Source organism: Flavobacterium amniphilum (genome assembly GCF_023634845.1).
GTDB lineage: Bacteria > Bacteroidota > Bacteroidia > Flavobacteriales > Flavobacteriaceae > Flavobacterium > Flavobacterium amniphilum.
Genome location: NZ_JAMLJL010000006.1, coordinates 72,343 through 95,631, shown reverse-complemented (window position 1 = coordinate 95,631; position 23,289 = coordinate 72,343). Strand labels below are relative to the sequence as shown.

Here is a 23,289-nt window from a genome sequence, read left to right as displayed (position 1 = left end):
AATGGTTGTTTTTTTGTAGATTAGTATAGTGTAAACATTCTCATGTTTGCTTTATGGACAATTTGGACAATGATAAAAAGCAAAATGTAATTTTGATAAGCAATTTTGATCATACTTCGTCAAATTGATATAGAAACAACAAACAAACTAAATACAATGGACAATCAAAAAATAACACCCTGTCTTTGGGTTGAAAAAGATGCCAAAGCAGTTGCCGAATACTACCTGTCTATATTTAAAGACGGCAAACTGAAAGACTACCGCTTATTTGAAAATATGCCAAATGCAGATGGCAGTGGCAATGACGGCAGCTTTGAAACAGCTGTAATGGAACTAGCCGGTATCGAATTTTCCATCCTCGCAGCTGGTGACATGTTTAAATTCAATGAAGCCATATCACTCGTTGTAAATTGCAAAGACCAGGACGAAGTCGACTACTATTGGGAAGCACTGACAGCCAATGGTGGGGAAGAAGGACCTTGCGGATGGTGCAAAGACAAATATGGTTTGTCATGGCAGGTTGTACCGGTTGAATATTTTGAACTACTGCACAGTAACGATCCTGCAGTAAGGGAAAAAGTGATAACGAACACCTTTAAACAAAAGAAATTAATACTGTCTGAACTTAAATAAAACTAAAATCTATGGCAATTATCAATCCGCACATCAACTTCAACGGGAACGCCGAAGAAGCATTTAATTTTTATAAATCAGTATTTGGGGGAGATTTTACAACAATTGTCCGGTTCAAAGATTTATCGAACCCGGAATTTGAAATACCGGAAAAGGAAGCCAATAAAATAATGCACATTGCATTACCAATTGGTCAAAATACACTGATGGCTAATGATGTTCCGGAAATGTTGGGCCGGGTAAGTGAAAATGAAAACCGATCCAAAATATGCATCACTGCAGAAAGCCGTGAGGAAGCAGATAAGTTATTTAACGGACTTTCAGCCGGAGGTAGTGTAGAAATGCCTATCGGTGACAGTCCCTGGGGATCTTATTTCGGAATGTTCAGGGATAAATACGGCATCGAATGGATGGTGGATTTTGCTTCAAAGCAGTAAGAAAGACTAAACTAATCCAAAATAAAACAATCAAAAGCCCTGTACTCTTTCAGGGCTTTTTTGTACCGATCTCCTTTTCAATACCATAACATCACTATAGATAAAAGCATTAGGAGAATAGCAACAGGAATCAATTCATTTTAATCTTTTTCTTACAAGACAAACCCCTTTTTTAGTAAATTCGCTTGGCTTGTAAACGGAGTTGTTTGACGTCGTTCAGCAATAATACTTAAATACAATAGGGTAGTCCAAAACGAAAATGCAAACCCAATAAACCCCAAAATGGAAAAAAAAATAGACAAAGTAAGAAGAACCGACCGACAAAAAGAAGAAATAGATTTCATGTATTCGCTTCTGGAAAATACTGCCTCATGTACCGTTGCCGTTAACACAGAAGAAGCTCCCTTAATTCATTCGACATTTTTTGATTTCGATAAAGAAAACAACGAAATCATGTTCCATTTTTCAAAATACGGATACGGAGGCAGCGAAATGACTGACGGTAAACCGATTTCCATTTCAATCTACAAATACGGTAAACTGTATACGTCTGACAGGACAGTAAACTTCGGTGGGGAATACCAAAGCGTGATCATTTACGGTAAAATAAGAATTGTAGACGAACAGGAAGAGAAAATGAACGCCATGAAAAGCTTCTTCAATAAGTTTTTCAGCCATATTCCAACTACAACGTACAAGGAATCATCCGCCACGGAAGCAAATCCCGTTCATGTCGTAAAAGTGAAAATCGATAAATGGTTCGGTAAACAACATTTGGTACCGGAAAAGGCATTGTCAAGCTTTTATTCGGATATCAAACCGTTGATTTAAATAAAATATAACTTAGCCGAAGTGATAGATTTGTTTTTATCTTATCTGCATACGATATAATTACTACTTTTGGGTAATTCACACATAAAAATGAATTTACTAAAAAACATAGTAATATTTTTTTCTCTTGGTCTGACATTATCTTCCTGCAGGGAAATAAAAAATGATAAGGCGATTATTCAAAAAGAAGAGGAGAATAAATACACAAAAATCATTTCTGATCCAACAAACAAGTTGACTGGAAAAATTGAAAGTCTTGAAGTGTCCTACACCGTATGGGGTTGCGCCTGTCCGCAATGGATCCTGACCAAAGATTTAAATTCAAATCCGGGTATCGAATCGCATTTTTATCTCGAACCGGCTAATGATAAATTAGAATTGCCTGATTACTTTCTTCCGTATAAACACTTTCTTAAAATTAAAGGTCAGTTTTATGAAAGAAAAGATTATCCACAGGGCACAGTGGAAATGGAAGAAAAACTGCCTAAAGCAAAAGTGTTCCGATATACCGAAATGAAAGTAATCAAAAACCCGGCTTATAAAAACGAATAAGATAATATATATGATAGATATCAACAACTTCAAAGAAAACTTCCAATTGGAAGCGCTACCCGTAACACTGGAAAAACTGATCCATTTTCAAAATAATACTTCTTCTTTCGAATGCTACTCGCAAGGGTTTGGTGTGTATATCGACAGCTGGTACGGACTCGAAACCTGGAGCAATGAAGAAGCTTTTCTGGATAAATTATATCCAATTGCACAGGCTAACGGATCAGGCTCATTTTACACGATTTGGGATGACGGATCCGGTAAGGAACTGGATCAAATGCCAATAGCCGTTTTCGGTGATGAAGGGGGTGTACATATCGTGGCTGAAAACTTATTGCAGCTGCTTCACTTGCTGACTTTTGATACCGAAATTTCGGTAGATTTTGATGAGGTTTACTTCTATAAGGATGAAGAAGACTACGAAGAAAGTGAAGACTTAAATGAATTTCTGGAATGGCTGAAAACAGATTATAATTTGGAGCAAATCAATAACCCGGATGCAATTATTGAATCGGCACAGCTGAAATACAAAGATGCTTTTGCCAACTGGTCTAAACAATATTATACTGACTAAAAAAACGTTGATAGAATTGACAACTCTCAACAAACACCTCATGAAAAACACACAAAAATACATCATCGCTTTTATAACAGTTTTTGCAACCATCACTGCAATTGCATTTGAGTCAAACTTCTCAAAAGAAAACAACAGGTATAACCCGCAACAGGATTCTTTCATAGGTAATTATGTTTCGGTTGAAGGGGGAATGGCCAATATGTATAAGAAACCGGAGGCTGGTTCAAAAACGAAAGTGGCACTGGGTCAAAACCTTCTGGTTGCAACGAAAAAATCAAGGGGATTTGTTTACGGCGAATTCGATGTTTCTTCAAATAAAAAATTGAAAGGATGGTTCTGTCTGAAAGATCTGGAAGAAATAAAGTTTGTAGCTCCTAAACTTAATTAAATTGAAAAAAACACTTAAATACCTCAAAATATTCCTCATATTCTGCATCCTTTGGGGCATAATCCATTCGCTCTACATTACAATTGACGGACTGACCGATAAAAACCAATCGGCCGACGCAGCAATCATTCTCGGCAGCAAGGTAAATCCTGACGGTACACTTTCGGAAAGACTTAAAGCACGTGTCGATAAAGGATTGGAGCTTTACAATGCGGATAGGGTAAAGGTAATCATCGTAAGCGGAGGATTCGGTAAAGAAGGCCACTGGGAAGGAGATAAAATGAAGGAATACTTAGTGATGAATAAGGTGCCGGCCAATAAAATTTTCGTAGATAATTTCGGAAATGATACCGAGAAAACGGTAATCAATTCCATCCACATCCTGGATAGCCTGAACCTTAAAAGTGCCATATCGGTTTCGCAGTATTTCCATCAAACCCGAACCAAAAAACTGTTCCGGAATAAAGGTTTCGAAAACATCGAAAGCGCAAGCCCCAACTTCTTTGAATGGTGGGATCTTTATTCATTGCCACGCGAGTTTGCAGCTTATTATAAAGAGGCTTTGTGAAACCACTATTTTTATGACTTCCTCTACATTTACAGTACCATCAATACCAACAACAAATGCTTAAACGGTTATTTATTATCGTAACAATTCTTTTTTCCATCAATACATTCGGACAAAAACGGATTGCTGTTCAAAAACTGGACAAAACAAAATTTCCCAAAGGAATTGCATTCGAAGGCAAAATAAAAGAAGCGCTCCGCTGGACTGACAAATTAGGGGATAATATCGTAATCACAACTGAAACCGGAATTTACCAAAGCAAAAAGTTTAAGCATGAAAGCGAGGGCTCAGACGCCGAACTCTTCGCCTATCATTTCGTTATATCAAAAGATAAAGTAAAACAAATATGGAAAGTGTATGACTTTATCAGTGACTGTCCTGTCGATATTGAAGCGGCATTTATTGAGAATACGTTTCAGGTAACGGATCTTAATAACGATGGAATTGCAGAAATCTGGCTCATGTACCGCAAAGTATGCCACGGTGATATAAGTCCGGCCGAAATGAAAATTATTATGTATCAGGGACAGCAAAAATTTGCCATGAGGGGAGAAGCAAAGGTGCGTGTCTCTGAAACCGAATTCATAGGCGGGCAATATGAATTTGATAAAGCCTTCATTGCCGGACCGGCAGCATTCAGGGATTTCGCTAAAAAAGTCTGGAATAAAAACATCATGTAAATAAATCTGAAACTAACTAATAAAAGCATAATTAAAATAAACCATGAATCTAAAAAAATATGCACTAACCGTAATCTGCTTAATCGCTAATCTGGTTAACGCGCAAAACCGGGATGCAAAACTCCAAAAACTGATCGAATTCGGACTCATCGATGATAGACAACTTGAATTGATAGATTCGAAGATTTCACAAACCGGTACAGACACAAATGGAGGGTATATCATGTCGGTTTTTTTCTCAGAATTCAAAAAAGCAACCGGTACCGATTTTTCATTGGATTTCATATCGATCACTGGGGATAAAAAGCTTACCGATGAAGAATACAAGCAGTTGAACGGTTCTTTTACAAACTATCTGGAAAAATTAAAAGTTGCCGGAATTGTCAACGAAAGACAGGTTGAAGTGCAATTGGTTGAAATTAATAAGAATGCATACCCTGATTTGTGGTCGTTCTTCTCAAATTTGTTTAGCCAGATTATGTTTGACGATTGGTTAAGCATGGATGTATCTGCCAACTTGTTCGAGGCATTGTATAAAAACGGTGTAATTGAGAATGAAAAGTACGGGAAACTCAAAGCTGACATCACCAGTAATAAATTGAAATCGCCTTACCAAATACTAACTTATTGCAACAATACAGGAATGGTAGATTTGTCAAAAACAGACAGAAATCCTAAACCGTTTTTGGAAGAAATCCATAAAGTAACTTCGGCAGTCCTGCCTGAACTGGCGTTCACCGATTTTAATTTCGAAATCACTACAGATATGGGGGAACTTTCTGATCCTTCAGTTCCGCATTTTGTTACAGTCTCGCTAAAAGCAAATGGTAAGGTTTATAAAATGAAAAGCTTTGTCGAATTCGAAGGGATCGGAAATAATTTGGACCGTATCGTAAGAATAGATATTCAACAATACTATAAAATCTTCAATAAAATTCTTAAGGATCAGCAGTCTCCCTACAGGATTCATTTAGTTGGGTCTAATTATGAAATGTTGCGGGGAAAAAATCCGTATCAGTTTTTCGGTATCATTGCGCTGAAGGAAAATCAACAAGAGTTGTTTGAACCGAATAATCAAATTTTGGGAGCAACTAAAGAAAATTATAATAATGAAGTTACATCAGACAGAATTAATACAGAAATACAGGAATTCAAAAAACTGGGATTTTTCAGTCACCTGACCGAATCTCAAATAAATGAATCGCTTAAAATTATTGAAGAAACAGAAGTGAATAGTTTTTATGATCTGTTGTATAACTTCCCTGATGTTATCCTTTCGCTTGCCTATGAACAGGAAGATGTAGGCTCTGTTTACGGGGAATTAGTAAAAATGTATGCTCAAATTTCGCATAAACAATTTAATCCAATTGCTATTACTAATAAGCTTGACGGACCTAAAAAAAGTACTTTGCTTGGTTTTAAGGTGAAGGGTTTGCCATATACCGCTAAACTGAAAGCAGAAGGAAACGCTATTGATAATGCCTTTTTTGTATTCATCAAAAATATGGCTGTTAAAAGTAAATTACCGGGACAGTTTTATTACGTGAACGGGATCGTAGGGGAAAACATTATTTATCTGACTCCAACTCAGTATAAATATTGCAGGGAAAAAGGTATTTTCAGTTTCTATGAAAAAAGGTAAGGTATTAGTGTGACGCAATTGTAAATTGTCTCAAAGGAAATACTATCTTCGCTAAACGCATTTCGCTTTGTAAATGCTATGTCCCATTAACTGTCTGATTAAAATAATTAACCTTAAAATGAAAAAAAACGTCTTAACGCTCCTTGGTGTCTTACTGACAGGAATATCTTTTGCCCAGTCAAATTACAATGACCAACTCGTAAAACTGGGGAAGTCCTACAAGAATTTCATGTTCCAGAATGAACCTACAAAGGATATTATCAAGGATCTGAAAACAAATGTTCCGGATAACCTGATAACGGCTAATAGTTTTATCATTGAAACAATTACATCTAAAAATAAATTAACAACGCAGCCTTTTATTGCAAGGCCTGATGATACTACGCTGAAACAGATTTATATCATCAGACAGATTGACCTGAATTTAAGGGAAGAAAATCAAATGGATAACACGGTGCTAATCGACAGCCTGACAAAAAAGGATATCCCGGTAAATGAATTGGTGGATAATTATTATGGAATTCTGTTTACAGCCATCGGTAATAAAAACCAACCGTTTAATTTTTCAAAGGCCGATTTTAAAATCAATGAGTACGGACTCAAAAATGATACGGAAAAAGGTATTTTCTTTTTGAATTGTATGGATTTATGCGGAACCAATATCTGGGGCTTTATGAATGTCGTAAAACCGGCAAATACTAATTTAGCATTGAGTTATATCAAAAAATACCCGAAATTCAACGGACTTCCATACTACCAGTATGCTGATTTCCAGTTTCCCGATTTTGAAATGATTATCGAGAAGGACAAAGGGATGCAGAGTTATAAAAGCTATTACCTGAACAAATATTATGAAACCTTGCTGTACCATTTGATTTGCCTGAATAAGGAAGGAGGAACCGAAAAGGAAATAAACAATCTCTTGCTTGGTTCTATCTTAAAAGAAAGTAACCTGTATAAATACACCGAACATAAAGAAGTGCTTGAAAGTATTTTTAAAGTACAGAAAAAGGATTAAGAAAAAGGGGATAGGTAAACTATCCCCTTTTTATATAGAATCAAAAAACGCCGGATTTTAACCATTGAAAAACTGAGGTAAGGCTTAGGTCAAGTGCAAAATGGCTTAGGTCAAGTGAAGTAAGGCTTAGGTCGAGTGCAGAATGGCTTGGGTCGAGTGCAGAATGCCTCGGAAGATGTGCAGAATGACTTGGAAGAAGCGAAGAATGGCTTGGAAGATGTGAGGTAAGGCTTGGAAGATGTGCAGAATGGCTTGGAAGGTGTGAGGTAAGGCTTGGAAGATGTGCAGAATGGCTTGGAAGATGTGCAGAATGGCTTGGGTGAAGTGAAATAAGGCTTAGGTCAAGCGAAAAATGTTATATACCAAGAAATACAGGAATAATAATAGCAATAAATAATCATGCCTTTAGTTCTTTTGGTGACGGGGTAATTAATAAAGTAAGTATGCCATTCTAAAGTTTTTCTGAATGGTTTTGTAAATTATATGCAATGAAAAATATTCTTTTTTTTCTGATTTTCTTAGGATTGGCCTCTTGTAAAAAGGAAGTCATTCCTGATTATACTGTGCCTTATAAAAAAAATGTAGTAACCGATACCATAAAAAAGATCGTCGAACCGCTTAAGGATTATACGATTAAATATAGTTTTGATTCGATACCGGATCTGATTTCGGAAAAATTGAATGAAGTGGCAACGGAAGACCAACTCCGGTGTTTAATCTACGACCAGAAAAATACCTATGTTAAAGCTGTTGCCATTGATGCTTTGTTTAGAAAAGACAAAAAATCTATTTTTGAAGTCTTCCAAAAAACGTTGAATTGTAAAGACCAATTTGTGACTGGATCAGATTGCCTGAGAGATAAAATGTCACTTTCGCAATTAATTGCCATATCGCATGGTTATTCCTATCCTGAAAATCGACTGACGGAAAAACAGGCGGAAATCAATTTGAAAAAGTTTCTTGAAATCGTTTTTCAGCAAACACCTTTAAATGAGAAAAAAATTGAAGAATTGACGTTTCTTTTTCCTACTGAAAATGAGGAGTATTACGACAAAATAAAAGAAGCAATGACCGAAAGTAAATCGAAGCATTTGTTATTGCCTCTTTCCCGTTTTAAAAGAAAAGAGGATATCGAACTTATTAAAAGTTTTGGAGAAGATGCTTTTAAGGCTATTGCCGAATTTCCCGACGATCAGTTTCTGGATATGTTTTTAAAGTATATCAAGCATAATGATACCGGATTTTACAGATCCGCGCTCGCGAAATACCCCAAAAAGAAAACCGAAGCTATTGAAAGGGCTATTGACGATTATAATAAAACCAAAACCGGGTATTAATAGTATCTGAATCTCCGAAAGAATAATGGTTTAAGAAAAAATAAGCTCCGGAAGAAGATAAGTAAGGCATTGACCGGGTTAAGTAGGACACTGACCAAGAAAAGTAAGCCTCAGAAAATAAATAATACCCACTTTTGAAAAAGTAATGAATATGCACAGCACAATAAACCCGGAAGAAATTGCCATAACAAGGATAATAAACAATCCGGATAAACCTACCATTATCTTCTTACATGATTCATTGGGTTGTATCCAATTGTGGCGTGATTTTCCGGAAAAACTGGGGGAAATAGCAAACTGTAATGTACTGGTTTACGACCGTCAGGGCTACGGATTGTCGCATCCGTTCACCTATGCTAAACGGAACAACGACTACATGGAGTGGGAGGCGGATATATTGAATGCGTTGCTGGAGTATTGGAACATTGATAAGGCTATTCTCTTCGGTCACAGTGACGGAGGATCCATCGCTTTGATTACGGCTGCTAAATACCCTGAAAAAATTGCCGGTATTATCACCGAAGGGGCACACATCTTCGTGGAAGATATCACGGTTAACGGTATCAAAGAGGCGATCCAACTCTATCAGGAAACCGATTTGAAGAGTAAACTGGAAAAATACCACGGGGATAAAACCGAGGACATGTTCATGGCTTGGGCTGATACCTGGACAACAGATGAATTCAAAAGCTGGAACATCGAACACTTTTTACCGGCTGTAAAATGCCCGGCATTCATCATCCAAGGGGAAGAAGATGAATATGGCTCATTAAAACAGGTGGAACAAATTGTCGTACAGGCGCAAAAAGCCTACTATTTCATCATCCCGAACGTAAAGCATACACCCCATAAAGAAGCTCCGGAATTAATCCTTGAAAAAACGGCAGCTTTCATTGAAGAATGCCTGATATAAGTACTGCACCTGCTAAAATGAATTATTTATCGGAGGGCATTCAGCACAAATACTATAATTAACACCTTTACAATCTTGAAATTGAAACAATTCCTTATAAAATTCAGAATGCTTCTGCCATTGTCAGTGGCTTTATATTGTATATTTTATGTATTACCACCTTATTATGACAGTTATTGGGATGAGACACCATACGGTACCTGGTTCTTGATCACATTATTAAATCTGTTCACTTACCTGCTGCCAACAGATAAATTAATCTTCGCAGAAAAGCTTATGTATGCCTTTTTGTTTTCAATTTTGGTACTGGTAGTGGTTCCTGTTGTAATCGGATTGGTTTTGATGCCGTTCCGGGAATATGATGACACGTATTGTAAATCGCATTCTTCTTCATTTTTAGAAGATTTACCGTTCTTCCTTTTTGCTAATTGCATCGGAATTGTGTTACTGACCTTTTGGATTAAACGCAGAAAGTCAATTTACCCAATGGTAAAATAATCAATCACTTTGCATACTTCCTGATACCATAAATGGTAAACTTCATAATAACTAAATGATTTTTATTGCAAACAGATGAAAACCTGTATGTTCCTTATTTTACTGGCCACACAACAAGAAACCGGATAAACTTCCTGAAAATAAATGTAAGTGTGGTATAATTTATTGGCAAACATTTAGTTATATGTAAATAAGTCAGATTTTAAATGGAAATAAAATGGAAAAGGTCTATCACAATGTTAACGAAGGTTTGCTTTTATGGCAAGTGATATTCATGGTTGTGTCGGTAATCCTGATTTTCATCATCATGAAATTAGGAAAGAAGTATTTGGATTCTCTTGAGAAAAAAATGTAGTATAATTAAAGCATAAAAAAACTCCGGCTCAGGCCGGAGTTTTTTATTAATTACCTGATTTGTCAACAACAGGTCTGTCTTTTCTGTTCGCCAGCTCCCAGGCAACGGCAAACGCCAGTTGGGTTCTTTTGGCTAAAGCATCATACTCAATTTTGTCGGCTTCATCACCCGGTTGGTGGTAATCTGCGTGTGTTCCGTTAAAAAAGAATACAGATGGAATATTATGTTTCGCAAAGTTATAGTGGTCAGAACGGTAGTAAAAACGGTTCGGATCATTGCGGTCGTTGTATTTGTAATCTAAATTCAAATTCACATACTTTTTGTTCGATTCTTCAGTGATGTTGTGCAAATCACTTGATAAATAATCGGAACCGATCACATATACATAATTGTTGCTTGCTTTATGGAAATCATCGCGACGGCCAATCATGTCAATGTTAATATCAGTAATGGTATTCGCTAATGGGAATAACGGGTTCTCAGTATAAAAACGGGAACCGTGTAATCCATGTTCTTCACCGGTTACGTGTAAGAATAAAATGGAACGTTTCGGTCCGTTTCCTTCGAGTTTCGCCTGTTGGAACGCTTGTGCAATTTCCAATAAGGCTACTGTTCCTGATCCGTCATCGTCGGCACCGTTGTAGATCTCACCGTTTTTCATCCCAACGTGGTCATAATGTGCTGAGATAACCAAAATTTCCTCCGGTTTTTCTGATCCTTTGATGAAAGCCCAGATGTTTTCTGAATCATTTAGCTTCGGACTGAATGATTTCTGGAAATAAGTCGACGGAATGGCCTGGTAAAATGTATTGGTTCCGGTAGGGTAGGATATACCGTTTTTTGAATATTGTTCTACTAAATATTTTCCTGCTTTTTTCTGACCTTCCTCGCCTGTATTACGTCCCTGCATTTCGTCAGAAGCAACAATATAAAGATGTGTTTTCAAGTCTTCGGCAGTGATAGTATTCATGTACTTGGTTAAATCAGAGGCCTCGAGCTTGGTAGTGGTGGTGGTTGCTTTTTGACTTACACAACTCGTAAAACTGAAAGTTGCCGCAGCCAAAAGTAAAATTCTGTTTTTCATAAAATAGTTAATTGGTAAACGAATTTAGCCAAATTGGGGTTGAATATCAAAAAAATTAGGATTAATTAACATTTAAAGCACTGTAGGCAATCAGTATTAATGTAGTGGTTAACAGAAATAAAATATTGATGGTCATAATGCAAATTCCTTTCAGCCTGGAAATCCATTTCTTCTCTTTGTAAAAACGGCTGTGCGAACGGAAAAAATAAAACACCCACCATAAAATCAATAACATCATCATAAATCCGTTAAGGGTATCTGCGGTTTCGCTGTCAAATACCTTGGAAAATAAAGCTGATAACAATGCATTAATGGTAAACGACAATAAAATCATCGAGAAATAATGAATCGTGAATATACCGCTGTCAAAGTAATACCATTTCTTCTTGTTGTGGAACAACCAAAGCACAAACGCAAAAAGCGGCATGAAAATAAACAATGCTTTCGGAATGGTCGAAAATAAGGTTTTATAAAACTTTTTGACGAAGTCTTTGTCTTTGGCATGCTTGGCAACATTCCTGAATTTATCGTTCAGCCATTTGCCTGCTTCACCGTTGTTTTCTTCCAATCCCGAGGAGAAATTGGTCGTGTCAATGTTGATTGTATTTTTTGGAGCTTCCGCAACTCTGATTTTGCCGTCTTTGGTTATCTGCTGTTGCGTTTTGTTTGCCGTAATCGGAACTTCCTGGTGACTGTTCACCGAACTTAATATCGAAAGAATGAAAAAGGTAATAAAACTGATGAAAATATACAGCTTCACCGGCGGAACAAACATCTTGCGTCTTCCCTTAATATATTCATTGGTCAGCTTCGCCGGATAAAACAGCAAATACTTGATGGTTTTCCAGAAACCACTGTCATAGTGAACTAAATCTTCAACAGTGTGAAAAAATAAATAATGGAATGATTCCTTCGTTTCTTTGTTTTCCTGTCCGCAATTGGGGCAGAATCTGTTTTCGACTACATGATGACAGTTTAAGCAGGTTTTATCGGTACGAAGTGAATGTTTCCCCATAATTTATTCTTCTTGGTTAAATATGTGTGACTTTGAATAGGTACGCCATTTCTCAATACAGTCGGTCATATCCTGAGGAACCTCAGTATCAAAACGCATGTATTCTTTGGTCACCGGATGCTCAAATCCCAATGTTTTGGCATGCAGTGCCTGTCTCGGTAATATCTTGAAACAGTTCTCAACAAACTGTTTGTACTTACTGAAGGTGGTTCCTTTTAAGATCAAATGGCCTCCGTATCGCTCATCACTGAACAACGGATGCCCAATGTACTTCATATGGGCTCTGATCTGATGTGTACGGCCGGTTTCCAGAATACAGGAAACAACAGTCACATAACCGAAACGCTCAATTACTTTGTAATGGGTAATGGCCGGCTTACCGATTTCGGGATCGGCATAAACAGCCATCTGCATACGGTCGGTGGCATGACGGGCTAAGTTTCCTTCAATGGTGCCTTCGTCTTCTTTCAGGTTACCCCAAACTAAGGCGACATATTCTCTTTCGGTGGTCTTGTCTTCAAATTGCTTGGCTAAATGGGTCATCGCCATTTCAGTCTTGGCAATCACAAGCAACCCCGATGTGTTTTTGTCAATTCGGTGAACCAGACCGGGTCTCTCACTGCTGTTCATCGGTAAATTGTCAAAATGGAAGGCAAGTGCGTTTACAAGAGTTCCGGTGTAATTTCCATGACCGGGATGTACCACTAATCCAACGGGCTTGTTAATGACTAACAAAGCATCGTCTTCATAAACAATATCCAACGGGATATCCTCAGGAATGATATGATTCTCAAACGGCGGATGCGAGAGCATTACCTTGATCTCATCAAAAGGCTTTACTTTATAATTGGATTTTACAGGAACACCATTGGCAAAAATGTTGCCGCGTTCTGCTGCCTGCTGTATTTTGTTGCGCGTGGCATTCTCGATAAGCTGCATTAAAAACTTATCGACACGTAATATGGATTGACCTTTTGGCGAAATGAACTTATGGTGTTCATATAATTCGTCATCAAGGTCTTCATTTTCAAAAACTTCCTGATTCATTATTTATCTTCAACTATGGAATCAGTCTGAGGGGTGTCTTCCAGTTCTTCTTCCTCGAAACCAACTTTCCCGTCTCCTAAAACCAAATCAATTTTAGTCATTTTCATTACCTGTTGTCCCGGGCGTACTGGAGTACCGTTCATCTTCATTTCCAATACCATGTCTTTGGCTAAATTCGGAACATAAGTCGTATCACCCACCTCTAAACCTAAAGCAGTAAGTGTCGGAACTGCCTGACGGTATGTTTTCTGAACTAAATCCGGCAAACGTACTTTAGAATACCCGGATGCATTGATCTTAACATAAATCACACGGTTTTCTTTTACTTTGGCTCCAGGACGCGGATCCTGATTCACAATACTCAACTTAGGAAACTCCGAATTGTAATCAACCGTATCCAATAATTCATAATCCAAATCCAAATCGTCAAGCTTGTCCTCGGCTTGCTCTAAAGTCAGTTTACTCAAATCGGGAACGGTAATTTCCTGACCGTGGTTAGTCGTGAAACTAATCCAGTACATGAACAAAAATAATGATGTAGCAACGATTAACAGGGCAATGGCTACTTGTTTGAAAAAAGTAAAACTAAGTAGAAAGTTCTTCCAACTCATAGATTAAGTGATTTACTGCAAACTTACACAAATTTTTATGTAAAAAATATAAAATGCTAAAGCCAATTCATTCAAAAAAATGATAATTTTGTTTATCAGGAGCCAATCCTGCTATCCGCTATATCTTTTTTTGCCTGTACCCTGAGCTTGTCGATGGGGTGAAAGCAAAAAAAGGATGCATCTCGGACTTTATAAGGACGAGACTGTCAGGGCTAACTTACAATCCTAATTAAAACATATGAAGAACATCGCCATCATTATGGGAGGCTACTCAAGCGAGTACCAAATTTCACTTAAAAGCGGAAACGTAGTTTATCAAAATCTTGACCAGTCAAAATACAAAGGATACCGAATCCACATCTTCAAGGAAAAATGGGTGTATGTCGACGATAACGACCAGGAATTTCCAATCGATAAAAATGATTTTTCAGTTACCGTAAACGGACAGAAGGTTACGTTCGACTGTGTGTTCAACGCTATCCACGGAACTCCGGGTGAAGACGGTTTAATGCAGGCATACTTCGAATTGCTGAACATCAAACAAACGTCTTGCGATTATTACCAGGCTGCATTGACATTCAATAAGCGTGATTTGTTATCGGTTTTAAAACCATACGGAATCAAAACAGCTACTTCTTTTTATTTAAACCAAGGAGATGCCATTGATGTAGATGCTATCATTGAAAGGGTAGGTTTGCCTTGTTTCGTAAAACCAAATAAATCGGGCTCGAGTTTCGGTATTTCAAAAGTGCACCAGAAGGAAGATTTCCTTACGGCTGTTGAAAATGCATACAAAGAGGATAACGAAATTATCATCGAAAGTTTCCTTGACGGTACGGAAGTATCGGTTGGTGTAATCAATTATAAAGGTGAGGTGATTGTGTTACCGATTACGGAAATCGTTTCGGAAAATGATTTCTTCGATTACGAAGCGAAATATTTAGGTAAATCCCAGGAAATCACTCCGGCACGACTCACTCCAGAAACTGAAGCGAGAGTACGTGAAGTGGCTAAAAAAGCTTACGAAGTATTAAAAATGAGCGGATTCTCACGTAGTGAATATATATTAGTTAACGGTGAACCACACATGCTGGAAATGAATACGATTCCGGGATTAACAAATGAGAGCTTGATTCCACAGCAGGCAAAAGAAGCCGGTATTTCATTACAGGATTTATTCACAAACGCCATCGAACTCGCATTGGCTTAATACAACACGGTTTTATGAAAATAATTAAAAACATTCTGGTTGTTTTTCTCTTTTTAGGATCTTCCATGCTTTTTGCACAAAAAGAAACGGAAGTAATCAATAAGGCTAATGGTCTTGTGAAGGAGAAAAAATATGAATCTGCATTTGATGTTCTGGAGAAATTCGACCCTAAAAATAAAAACCCTGAAGTTTTTTTGCTGAAACAGGATATCGTACTTAAATATTTTGTGACAAGCTTATCCCATAAGATGTTTTCGCTAAAGGATATTAAGCCGGATGAGGATATTATGGATTACAGGGGAAAGGAAGGAAGTTCCAGTGCCAAAATGTTTGATATCGAGGAAAACCTGAATGAATTAATCAAAAAGCATCCGAAAAATTACAAGCTGTATAAATCATTGGCCGACTTTTATTACGATGCCATGCTGAAGTATGGTAATTGGACTAAAGCGGAAGGGGAATTGAAGGTTCTGATTGAAAAGAACTATAAAATCGCCATCGAAAACAATGCCGGTGATTATATGTCACATTATTCATTAGGGTATCTGGCAATTCTGGATGAAAAGTTCAAAGATGCTATCGGGTATTTTTCAAAATCAATCGAATTGAATAACGAATATCCCACTTCTAATTATAACCTTTCGCTGGCTTATCTTTACAGTGAAGATCCAACTAATGCCTTGAAGTATGCTTTAAAGGCTTATGAATTGTATCAGGAGAAGGAATATAAATGTGATGCGGCACGATTGGTAAGTCAATTGTATTATGAAACTAAGGATATGGAAAGAGCCCTTAATTACATCGAAATAGCCGATCAGATTTTACCGGATAATTACTATAACCTAAAGCTTATGGTAAAGCTACTGCTAGAGAAAAAACACCTTGCTTTTTATGAAAAACTAAATGCGTTTTTTAACCTGGCTCCTGCAAATCCTGCAATCTATAATGATCTGGAGGAGATTTTCTATAAAAGCGAACAGGGAGAAAGATTGGTTGATTTTCTGAATGAGAAGAAAAATGAAAAGGGTTATGATGACAATACACTTGGAGCCATTTACTTCCATATTGCGAAATTCTCACTCTATAATGGTAACAAAAAGGTGATTAAGGAAAACGCATTGAAAGCCAAAGGGTATTTTGATAAAGTATTTGAAAAAGATCATGAAATTTTTAGTCTGATCGATCAGCTAATCAGTAAATCTGAACAATAATTATGAGAAGAGCTATATTCCCGGGATCTTTTGATCCTATTACTTTAGGACATTTGGATATCATCAACAGAAGTATTCCTTTATTTGATGAAATTATCATTGCAATTGGTGTCAATGCAGATAAAAAATACATGTTTCCTCTGGAAGAACGCAAACGGTTCATAGAAGAAACGTTCAAAAGGGAAGATTCAATTTCGGTAATTACTTATGAAGGTTTAACCATCGATTTGTGCAAAAAATACGAAGCTGATTTCATTCTCCGCGGTTTGCGTAATCCTGCCGACTTCGAATTCGAAAAGGCGATTGCACATACGAATCGCCGCTTGTCAAAAATTGAAACGATTTTCCTCCTGACGGCTGCCGATACTTCCTATATCAGTTCGAGCATTGTACGCGATGTTATCCGTAACGGCGGAAATTACAAAGTATTGGTGCCACCGGCAGTTGAAGTAAAATAAAAGCTTTAATCAGGCTGAATAGTTGGTGTTATTCTAATAGCAACTGTTCAGACCGGGTTTTTACACTATTCTATTTTTCCTCTTCTTTCTTAATGACTTTTCGGGCTACTTCAATTTTGAATTTTTTGCCTTTCATCTTCTCATCTTTGATATTGTGAAGCAAGTCTTTCACTTTATTGGATTTTACAGCTGCAAACGAAATAAAATCTTTGACTTCAATTAAGCCCAAATCGGCTTTTTCCAACTTTCCTTTCTGTGAAAAGAAACCAACGATATCTATTTTATTTAATTTGTTTTTCTTTCCGCCGCTAATGTAAACGGTTTTAAATTCAGGCAGTGCTGGTAAAGTTTTAGCATTTTCTACATCCAGGACAGTCATTCCATAGTCGATGTAGTCCAGTTTTTTTTCACTTTCATGAATAATCATATATGCTGTTCCCGATGCCAGCATTCTTGCTGTACGGCCATTTCGGTGTGTAAATTCATCTTCTTTGAAAGGTAGATGGTAGTGAATGACATGGTTCATTTCAGGAATATCCAATCCGCGGGCAGCTAAATCTGTAGTGACTAAATAACGTATACTGCCATTTCTAAACTGAATCAAAGCTCGTTCGCGCTCGTCCTGATCCATTCCGCCATGATAATAGGTTGAATAAATACCTTTTTCATTTAGTATATCGCTAATTCTTTCTGCAGCATCACGATGGTTGCAGAAAACAATGGCTGATTCTGATGGTAACGAACACAATAACTGAAATAAACTCTGTATTTTGTCTTTTTCTTTCGAAACCACCATTTTCATCGAAAGATTAGCTTTTTGTTCTTCAGTAGGAATAAAATCCAAGACAGTCGGTTGAATAACTTTGGTGTATTTAGGAATTTCAATATCTGATGTTGCAGATACCAAAATACGTTTATTCAATTTAGGCAATCTTCCGATGATGTATGACATTTGTTCGTGAAAGCCTAATTGTAAAGATTTATCAAATTCATCAAGAACTAAGGTTAGAATGTGATCTGTTTTGAATGTTCCCCGATCCATATGATCAGCAATTCTGCCCGGAGTTCCAATTAATATAGCTGGTGGATTGCTTAAGTTTTTTATTTCTGTGTCAATGGAATGGCCGCCATAGCAAACATTTACCTTGTAAGAAGTCCCCATTTTTTTCCAGACTTGCTCAATCTGCAAGCCTAATTCTCTGGAAGGAACTAAAATCAAACATTGTACAGCATTGATTTCTTCCTCCAGCATCTCGAAAATAGGGAGGAGGAAAGCCAACGTTTTTCCTGAGCCGGTTGGCGAAAGCAATAAAATATTAGTGTCGTTTAAGATGCTGTTTTGTGCAACTTCCTGCATTTTATTTAAGCTTTCAATGCCTAAATTAAGCAAGATATTATTGGAATGGTAATTCTGATTCATCCGGCAAAGATAGTCTTTGATTTTCGAATTACGATTTTGAATGGGAAATTGTATATTTGGTTTGCAAAAATTGAACCATGCGATTTATAATACTAAGTATACTATTCTTTTTTTCTTTCGGCTATGGCCAAAATAAATACCAGACTTTCTTCGAAAAAGGAAACGGAAACCAATCGGCTCCCTATAGCGAGGTGATTTCGTTTTACCAATTATTGGACAAGGATTTCAAAACCATCAAAATGGAAACGATGGGAATGGAAGACAGCGGGAATCCTTTGCATATTATTGCTTACAGTGCCGATGGGAAGTTTGATTATAAGAACCAGTCAAAGAGTGTGATAATGGTTGTTAATTCAATCCACTCGGGCGAACCTGACGGGGTAGATGCTTCTATGATGCTCTTCCGCGATTTGGCAACTACCAAAATTAAAATTCCACAAAACGTGATTATTGTGGCGATACCGGTGTATAACATCGGAGGTTATCTTAACCGTAATTCAACCTGGCGTACGAATCAAAACGGCCCCGAAGAATACGGTTTTAGGGGAAATGCCAGAAACTATGACCTGAATAGGGATATGATTAAGTCGGATACCAAAAACACTAAGGAATTGGTTTCAATTTTCCACAAACTCAATCCGGATATATTCATTGATAACCATGTCAGTAATGGCGCCGATTATCAATATACACTGACTTACATTCAAACGGAACCGGCTAAAATAGGGAAGGATCTGGGCGATTTTATGAATAAGGAAATCACACCGGCCATTGTATCCGATTTAAAATCAAAAGGCATTGAAAGCATACCTTACGTGAATGTATGGTACGGAACTCCCGATAAAGGATTTGTACAGTTTAACGACTCTCCGAGATATACGACCGGATATGCTTCGCTGTTCAATTCAATAGGGTATGTGGTCGAAACCCATATGTGGAAAGATTATGATAAAAGGGTGAAAGTTACGTACGAGTTCATGTTGAGCTCCATTAATTATGCAGATAAAAATGTAAAAGCTTTAAAAGATATAAGGAAAAAGAATGCTTTAGTATATCAACCAAAAAAGAATTACGCATTTGCATGGGAAATAGATTCGTCCAAAGTTGAAAAAAGGAATTTTCTCGGGTATGAAGGTATTATTAAAAAAAGTGAAGTGACTACAGGTGACCGTTTGTATTATGACCGAAAGCAGCCCTATGATAAAACGATTGATTTTTACACACATTATAAATCATCCAAAAGTATTGTGATCCCGGATGCTTATATTATTCCAGGCTCGTGGTGGAATGTTATCGGACTTTTGAAAGACAATCATTGTAAATTTTACCAATTGGAAAAAGACACGGTTATCGAAGTGGAAAGTTACAGGATAGCCGATTATAAAACTGCGACGCAGGCATACGAAGGGCATTACCCGCACCGAAACACTTCGGTAGCCAAGACTACTGAAAAAATTAAATTTTCAAAAGGTGATTATGTGTTTCCTTGCAATCAGGAAGCCATTAAATATCTTGTTGAGGTTTTGGAACCGGAAATGATTGACTCATTTTTCAATTGGAACTTCTTTGATACTATTCTGCAACAGAAAGAAGGCTATTCAGATTATCTGTTTGAAGATCTGGCTGTCAAAATTCTTCAGGAAAATCCTGAAATCAAGAAACAGTTTGATGAAAAAATGAAAACCGATACTGCATTTGCCAAAAATCCGCAAAATCAACTCGACTGGATACATAAACATTCGGTGTACTATGAAAAAGCACATCTTCAGTATCCGGTTTACAGGATTTTAAATTAAATTTTATCGGAGTGTAATTTTTTTTCCTCTTCAAATAGCAATTTAATGTTTTCGTAAGAATTTTTAAGAGCTTCTTTGATTTGGTCAGGATTAAGCCATGCTACTTTTTCAATTCCTTCTTCGGCTTGTCCAACAGGAATTCCGTCAAAAGAAGTATGCATTTCATACCATTGGGTGATTTTAAGTTTGTATTTGCCGTTACGCTTGAAAATATGATACGTTTTCTGAAGTTTGTTTACGATTTTCAGTTTGTTTACACCGGTTTCTTCTTCAACTTCCCTGATCGCAGCGTCTTCAATATCTTCATATTTGTTCAATCCGCCTTTGGGTAAATCCCATTTTCCGTTTCTCAGAATGAATAAAACTTCGCCCTTTTTATTGTAAACTAATCCGCCTCCGGCTTTGTTAACAGGGATTTTCTCCTTTAATTTTTTGATAATCTCTTTTTCATCCGCATGGAATAAATAAGCTTTCTGAATTTTATTCTGGAAGTAGCTTACAATAAGTTGTTCAATGTCAATACTTTCAAGTAAAAAAAACTTGAAATCAGTTTCTTTGACAATCTGATTTGTCAAGAAAAGTGGTTTATCGTTTACAAAAACTTTATACATTTGCAGTATGATTTTTAATAAAGATACAGCTAGTAAAACTGCCGAATTGCTTTTACAAATAAATGCAATTAAATTGAATTCTAAAAATCCTTTTACATGGGCTTCGGGATGGAAATCTCCAATCTACTGTGATAATAGGGTAATTTTGTCATTTCCTGCCATAAGAAATTACATCAGGGATGAGTTTGCAAAGAACATCGAAAAACAATTCGGGAAACCGGATGTTATTGCCGGTGTTGCCACAGGAGCCATCGGTATTGGTGCATTGGTTGCCGAAGATTTAGGTTTACCGTTTGTTTATGTACGCCCTGAACCTAAAAAACACGGACGTATGAATCAGGTGGAAGGGTTTCTGCAAAAAGGACAAAATGTGGTTGTGGTTGAAGATTTAATCAGTACCGGTAACAGTAGTCTTCTTGCTGTTGAAGCATTGCGTAATGAAGGGGCGAACGTGAAAGGAATGGCAGCTATTTTTTCATATGGTTTCCAGGTGGCAGTCGATAATTTCGAAAATGCAAAAGTAGATTTATTTACTTTGAGCAACTACGATAATTTATTGGATTTGGCTGTTGCCAAAGAATACATCACGGAAACTGAACAGGATACTTTAAAGGACTGGCGTAAAAACCCTTCCCAATGGAGTGTTGAGGTATAGTTTTTGATAAAGGATTCAAAACAAAATATTAAGGACGTAAAGTTTGTCTTTATGTCTTACAATCAGATAATCTTATAAAAGAATGAATTTAGAAAGTCCAAAAGTATCTGTTGCTAAATCGGCAGAATACTTATTCAACGAGTTGTCGCAAGTAAAAAACTTCGAAAAATTAATGCCGGATAACATCGCAAAATTTGAAGTGCTTGATGAAAACGCTTTTATTTTCGGATTAAAAGGAATGCCTGAAATCAAATTGAAAATGAAAGACAAAACGCCTAATTCAAAAATTGTTTTGGGTGCCGCATCTGACAAATTGCCATTTACTTTAACTGCCAATTTAAACGAAACAGCTGCTGATGCTACCGATATCCAATTGATATTTGACGGTGAGTTTAATGCCATGATGGCCATGATGATCAAAGGACCTATCTCTAAATTCATCGAAACTCTGGCGCAAAACATGAATAAACTTTAATTGAAAAGTCAATTTCAGATATAAAAGAAATCCCGGATTATCCGGGATTTTTCTTTTTAAAATAATAGCCTGATTTCTTTTATACCGTATTCTTTTACTGAATCGTCTTCCAGTAAAACGGCTAGTTTGCCAATTTTGGTTACCCCTTGAATAATTCCCATGAATTTGTTTCCGTTTTCATCTTCAAATGCGGTTGGAATTCCCTTTTTGAACAAATTTTGATCATACTCTGTCCAAAGTCTGTCAGTTTGGTTTTGTGTTATGAGTTTTATTTTCCCTTGAATTTCATTTACAATACTTTCCAAAATTTCAAGAGTGTCATAATCCGTATTTGTGATGCTTTTTAAAGAGGCAGCTTTGGGTAAATTTTCAAAGTTGACTTGGTTTATGTTTAGTCCAATACCGACAATTGATTCGATTTGACTATTTCCTTTTATTGAATTTTCAATCAAAATGCCTGCTATTTTTCTGTTTTCTGCCATAATGTCGTTAGGCCATTTGATACAGACAGACGGTATTTTTATTTTTTTTAGAGCCTCGGTAATGCCTAATGCAACAGCAATATTTAATTGGAAAACACCTTCTATGTTATGTAAGGTTTCTTTGATTAGTATGCTTGTTATCAGGTTTTTGCCTTCTTCTGTATGCCATTTTGCACCGTGCTGTCCTCTGCCTTTTGTTTGTGATCTTGCAGTGACTACAGTGAAATTTTCCAGGCTTTGGTTGTGTGCCAAATCCTTTAAAAAATCATTGGTTGAATCTATGGCATCGAGTTTGATTAATTTCATGTATCAGATTTTGAAACTTTATCAAGAAAGTACATTTGTATTTTGTCGTCAAAATAAAGACAAAAATCAATAACTTTGTGCAAAATATTTATAAGAATTAAATGGCGAAAACAGAAGTAAGCAATGATATTTTATTAGCAAATATCATCAAGGGAATTGAAGACGTAAAAGGAAATGATATAGATATTCTTGATTTAAGGGAATTAGATAACACGGTTTGCGATTATTTTGTGATTTGTAACGGTAATTCAAATACACAGGTGAATGCAATTGTAAACTCAATCCAGAAAGTAGTTTCAAAAGAACTTAAGGACAAACCTTGGCATGTGGAAGGAACTGATAACGGCGAATGGGTATTAATGGATTACATTCATATTGTAGTTCATGTATTCCAAAAGCATATCAGGGAATACTACAACATAGAAAGTCTTTGGGGTGATGCAAAAATCACATCTATTGAAAATAAATATTAATCAAAA

At 36.7% G+C, this 23,289-nt stretch carries 28 protein-coding genes; 21 read left to right on the top strand and 7 right to left on the bottom strand.

The window, feature by feature from the left end:
* Nucleotides 1-156 precede the first annotated feature (156 nt).
* The 14 genes from NAT51_RS08575 (at nt 157) to NAT51_RS08510 (ending at nt 10,429) form a co-directional block, all read left to right on the top strand.
* Complete coding sequence (locus NAT51_RS08575) at nt 157-633, top strand: VOC family protein (RefSeq protein ID WP_250597886.1); 477 nt, start codon at nt 157-159, stop codon at nt 631-633.
* Nucleotides 634-644: 11 nt separating this feature from the next.
* Entirely contained in the window at nt 645-1,070 is a 426-nt protein-coding gene (locus NAT51_RS08570) for a VOC family protein (protein WP_250597884.1), read from the top strand.
* 282 nt (nt 1,071-1,352) lie between these two features.
* Complete coding sequence (locus tag NAT51_RS08565; RefSeq protein WP_250597882.1) at nt 1,353-1,901, top strand: pyridoxamine 5'-phosphate oxidase family protein; 549 nt, start codon at nt 1,353-1,355, stop codon at nt 1,899-1,901.
* 90 nt (nt 1,902-1,991) lie between these two features.
* The gene (locus tag NAT51_RS08560) at nt 1,992-2,453 is read left to right on the top strand and encodes a hypothetical protein (RefSeq protein ID WP_250597880.1); all 462 of its coding nucleotides are present in this window, start codon (nt 1,992-1,994) and stop codon (nt 2,451-2,453) included.
* 10 nt (nt 2,454-2,463) lie between these two features.
* Complete coding sequence (locus tag NAT51_RS08555) at nt 2,464-3,027, top strand: hypothetical protein (RefSeq protein ID WP_250597878.1); 564 nt, start codon at nt 2,464-2,466, stop codon at nt 3,025-3,027.
* A gap of 40 nt (nt 3,028-3,067) precedes the next feature.
* Nucleotides 3,068-3,418: a hypothetical protein gene (locus NAT51_RS08550; protein ID WP_250597876.1), complete on the top strand. Its 351-nt coding sequence runs from the start codon at nt 3,068-3,070 to the stop codon at nt 3,416-3,418.
* 1 nt (nt 3,419) lies between these two features.
* Nucleotides 3,420-3,986 carry a SanA/YdcF family protein gene (locus tag NAT51_RS08545; RefSeq protein ID WP_250597874.1) on the top strand — a complete coding sequence of 189 codons (567 nt, stop codon included), beginning with the start codon at nt 3,420-3,422 and terminating at the stop codon, nt 3,984-3,986.
* Between the two features lie 56 nt (nt 3,987-4,042).
* Entirely contained in the window at nt 4,043-4,666 is a 624-nt protein-coding gene (locus NAT51_RS08540) for a M949_RS01915 family surface polysaccharide biosynthesis protein (RefSeq protein ID WP_250597872.1), read from the top strand.
* Between the two features lie 43 nt (nt 4,667-4,709).
* Nucleotides 4,710-6,308: a hypothetical protein gene (locus NAT51_RS08535; RefSeq protein WP_250597870.1), complete on the top strand. Its 1,599-nt coding sequence runs from the start codon at nt 4,710-4,712 to the stop codon at nt 6,306-6,308.
* A gap of 118 nt (nt 6,309-6,426) precedes the next feature.
* The gene (locus tag NAT51_RS08530) at nt 6,427-7,326 is read left to right on the top strand and encodes a hypothetical protein (RefSeq protein ID WP_250597863.1); all 900 of its coding nucleotides are present in this window, start codon (nt 6,427-6,429) and stop codon (nt 7,324-7,326) included.
* 488 nt (nt 7,327-7,814) lie between these two features.
* Nucleotides 7,815-8,663, top strand: a complete 849-nt coding sequence (locus NAT51_RS08525; RefSeq protein ID WP_250597856.1) for a hypothetical protein — start codon at nt 7,815-7,817, stop codon at nt 8,661-8,663.
* A 151-nt stretch (nt 8,664-8,814) separates the two neighbouring features.
* A complete protein-coding gene (locus tag NAT51_RS08520) occupies nt 8,815-9,576 on the top strand; it encodes an alpha/beta fold hydrolase (protein WP_250597854.1) in 762 nt (253 codons plus the stop codon).
* An 81-nt stretch (nt 9,577-9,657) separates the two neighbouring features.
* A complete protein-coding gene (locus NAT51_RS08515) occupies nt 9,658-10,074 on the top strand; it encodes a hypothetical protein (RefSeq protein ID WP_250597852.1) in 417 nt (138 codons plus the stop codon).
* 217 nt (nt 10,075-10,291) lie between these two features.
* A complete protein-coding gene (locus NAT51_RS08510) occupies nt 10,292-10,429 on the top strand; it encodes a hypothetical protein (RefSeq protein ID WP_250597850.1) in 138 nt (45 codons plus the stop codon).
* Nucleotides 10,430-10,475: 46 nt separating this feature from the next.
* Here the strand turns inward: NAT51_RS08510 and NAT51_RS08505 are convergent, their stop codons facing one another.
* The 4 genes from NAT51_RS08505 to NAT51_RS08490 form a co-directional block, all read right to left on the bottom strand.
* The gene (locus tag NAT51_RS08505; protein WP_394799692.1) at nt 10,476-11,513 is read right to left on the bottom strand and encodes a M28 family metallopeptidase; all 1,038 of its coding nucleotides are present in this window, start codon (nt 11,511-11,513) and stop codon (nt 10,476-10,478) included.
* A 61-nt stretch (nt 11,514-11,574) separates the two neighbouring features.
* Nucleotides 11,575-12,528: a DUF3667 domain-containing protein gene (locus NAT51_RS08500; RefSeq protein ID WP_250597848.1), complete on the bottom strand. Its 954-nt coding sequence runs from the start codon at nt 12,526-12,528 to the stop codon at nt 11,575-11,577.
* 3 nt (nt 12,529-12,531) lie between these two features.
* Nucleotides 12,532-13,575: an RluA family pseudouridine synthase gene (locus tag NAT51_RS08495; protein ID WP_250597847.1), complete on the bottom strand. Its 1,044-nt coding sequence runs from the start codon at nt 13,573-13,575 to the stop codon at nt 12,532-12,534.
* Complete coding sequence (locus NAT51_RS08490; RefSeq protein WP_250597845.1) at nt 13,575-14,186, bottom strand: PASTA domain-containing protein; 612 nt, start codon at nt 14,184-14,186, stop codon at nt 13,575-13,577. Before NAT51_RS08490 ends, NAT51_RS08495 begins: the two co-directional genes overlap by 1 nt.
* Before the next feature lie 238 nt (nt 14,187-14,424).
* Here NAT51_RS08490 and NAT51_RS08485 point away from each other — a divergent pair, with 238 nt between their 5' ends.
* The 3 genes from NAT51_RS08485 to coaD are packed head-to-tail and all read left to right on the top strand — an operon-like array spanning nt 14,425 to nt 17,065.
* Nucleotides 14,425-15,396, top strand: coding sequence for a D-alanine--D-alanine ligase (locus NAT51_RS08485; RefSeq protein ID WP_250597842.1), 972 nt, complete (start codon nt 14,425-14,427; stop codon nt 15,394-15,396).
* Nucleotides 15,397-15,410: 14 nt separating this feature from the next.
* On the top strand, nt 15,411-16,607 hold the full coding sequence (locus NAT51_RS08480) for a tetratricopeptide repeat protein (RefSeq protein WP_250597840.1): 1,197 nt from the start codon (nt 15,411-15,413) through the stop codon (nt 16,605-16,607).
* Between the two features lie 2 nt (nt 16,608-16,609).
* Nucleotides 16,610-17,065 (top strand): pantetheine-phosphate adenylyltransferase, encoded by a 456-nt coding sequence (coaD, locus tag NAT51_RS08475; RefSeq protein ID WP_250597838.1) that lies wholly within the window; start codon nt 16,610-16,612, stop codon nt 17,063-17,065.
* A 70-nt stretch (nt 17,066-17,135) separates the two neighbouring features.
* Here coaD and NAT51_RS08470 read toward each other — a convergent pair whose 3' ends face one another.
* The gene (locus tag NAT51_RS08470) at nt 17,136-18,485 is read right to left on the bottom strand and encodes a DEAD/DEAH box helicase (protein ID WP_250597836.1); all 1,350 of its coding nucleotides are present in this window, start codon (nt 18,483-18,485) and stop codon (nt 17,136-17,138) included.
* 77 nt (nt 18,486-18,562) lie between these two features.
* On the opposite strand from NAT51_RS08470, the gene NAT51_RS08465 reads away from it, so the two are divergent.
* Nucleotides 18,563-20,281, top strand: coding sequence for a M14 family metallopeptidase (locus NAT51_RS08465; protein ID WP_250597834.1), 1,719 nt, complete (start codon nt 18,563-18,565; stop codon nt 20,279-20,281).
* Here the strand turns inward: NAT51_RS08465 and NAT51_RS08460 are convergent.
* A complete protein-coding gene (locus NAT51_RS08460; RefSeq protein WP_250597832.1) occupies nt 20,278-20,892 on the bottom strand; it encodes an NUDIX hydrolase in 615 nt (204 codons plus the stop codon). The two genes, NAT51_RS08465 and NAT51_RS08460, sit on opposite strands and share 4 nt — an antisense overlap.
* A 7-nt stretch (nt 20,893-20,899) precedes the next feature.
* On the opposite strand from NAT51_RS08460, the gene pyrE reads away from it, so the two are divergent.
* Both pyrE and NAT51_RS08450 read left to right on the top strand, forming a co-directional pair.
* Nucleotides 20,900-21,547, top strand: coding sequence for an orotate phosphoribosyltransferase (gene pyrE, locus NAT51_RS08455; RefSeq protein ID WP_250597830.1), 648 nt, complete (start codon nt 20,900-20,902; stop codon nt 21,545-21,547).
* A gap of 82 nt (nt 21,548-21,629) precedes the next feature.
* Nucleotides 21,630-22,022 carry an SRPBCC family protein gene (locus tag NAT51_RS08450; RefSeq protein WP_250597828.1) on the top strand — a complete coding sequence of 131 codons (393 nt, stop codon included), beginning with the start codon at nt 21,630-21,632 and terminating at the stop codon, nt 22,020-22,022.
* A 56-nt stretch (nt 22,023-22,078) separates the two neighbouring features.
* Here NAT51_RS08450 and NAT51_RS08445 read toward each other — a convergent pair whose 3' ends face one another.
* Nucleotides 22,079-22,810: a biotin--[acetyl-CoA-carboxylase] ligase gene (locus tag NAT51_RS08445; protein ID WP_250597825.1), complete on the bottom strand. Its 732-nt coding sequence runs from the start codon at nt 22,808-22,810 to the stop codon at nt 22,079-22,081.
* Between the two features lie 101 nt (nt 22,811-22,911).
* Here NAT51_RS08445 and rsfS point away from each other — a divergent pair, with 101 nt between their 5' ends.
* Complete coding sequence (gene rsfS, locus NAT51_RS08440) at nt 22,912-23,283, top strand: ribosome silencing factor (RefSeq protein ID WP_250597823.1); 372 nt, start codon at nt 22,912-22,914, stop codon at nt 23,281-23,283.
* Nucleotides 23,284-23,289: the final 6 nt, after the last annotated feature.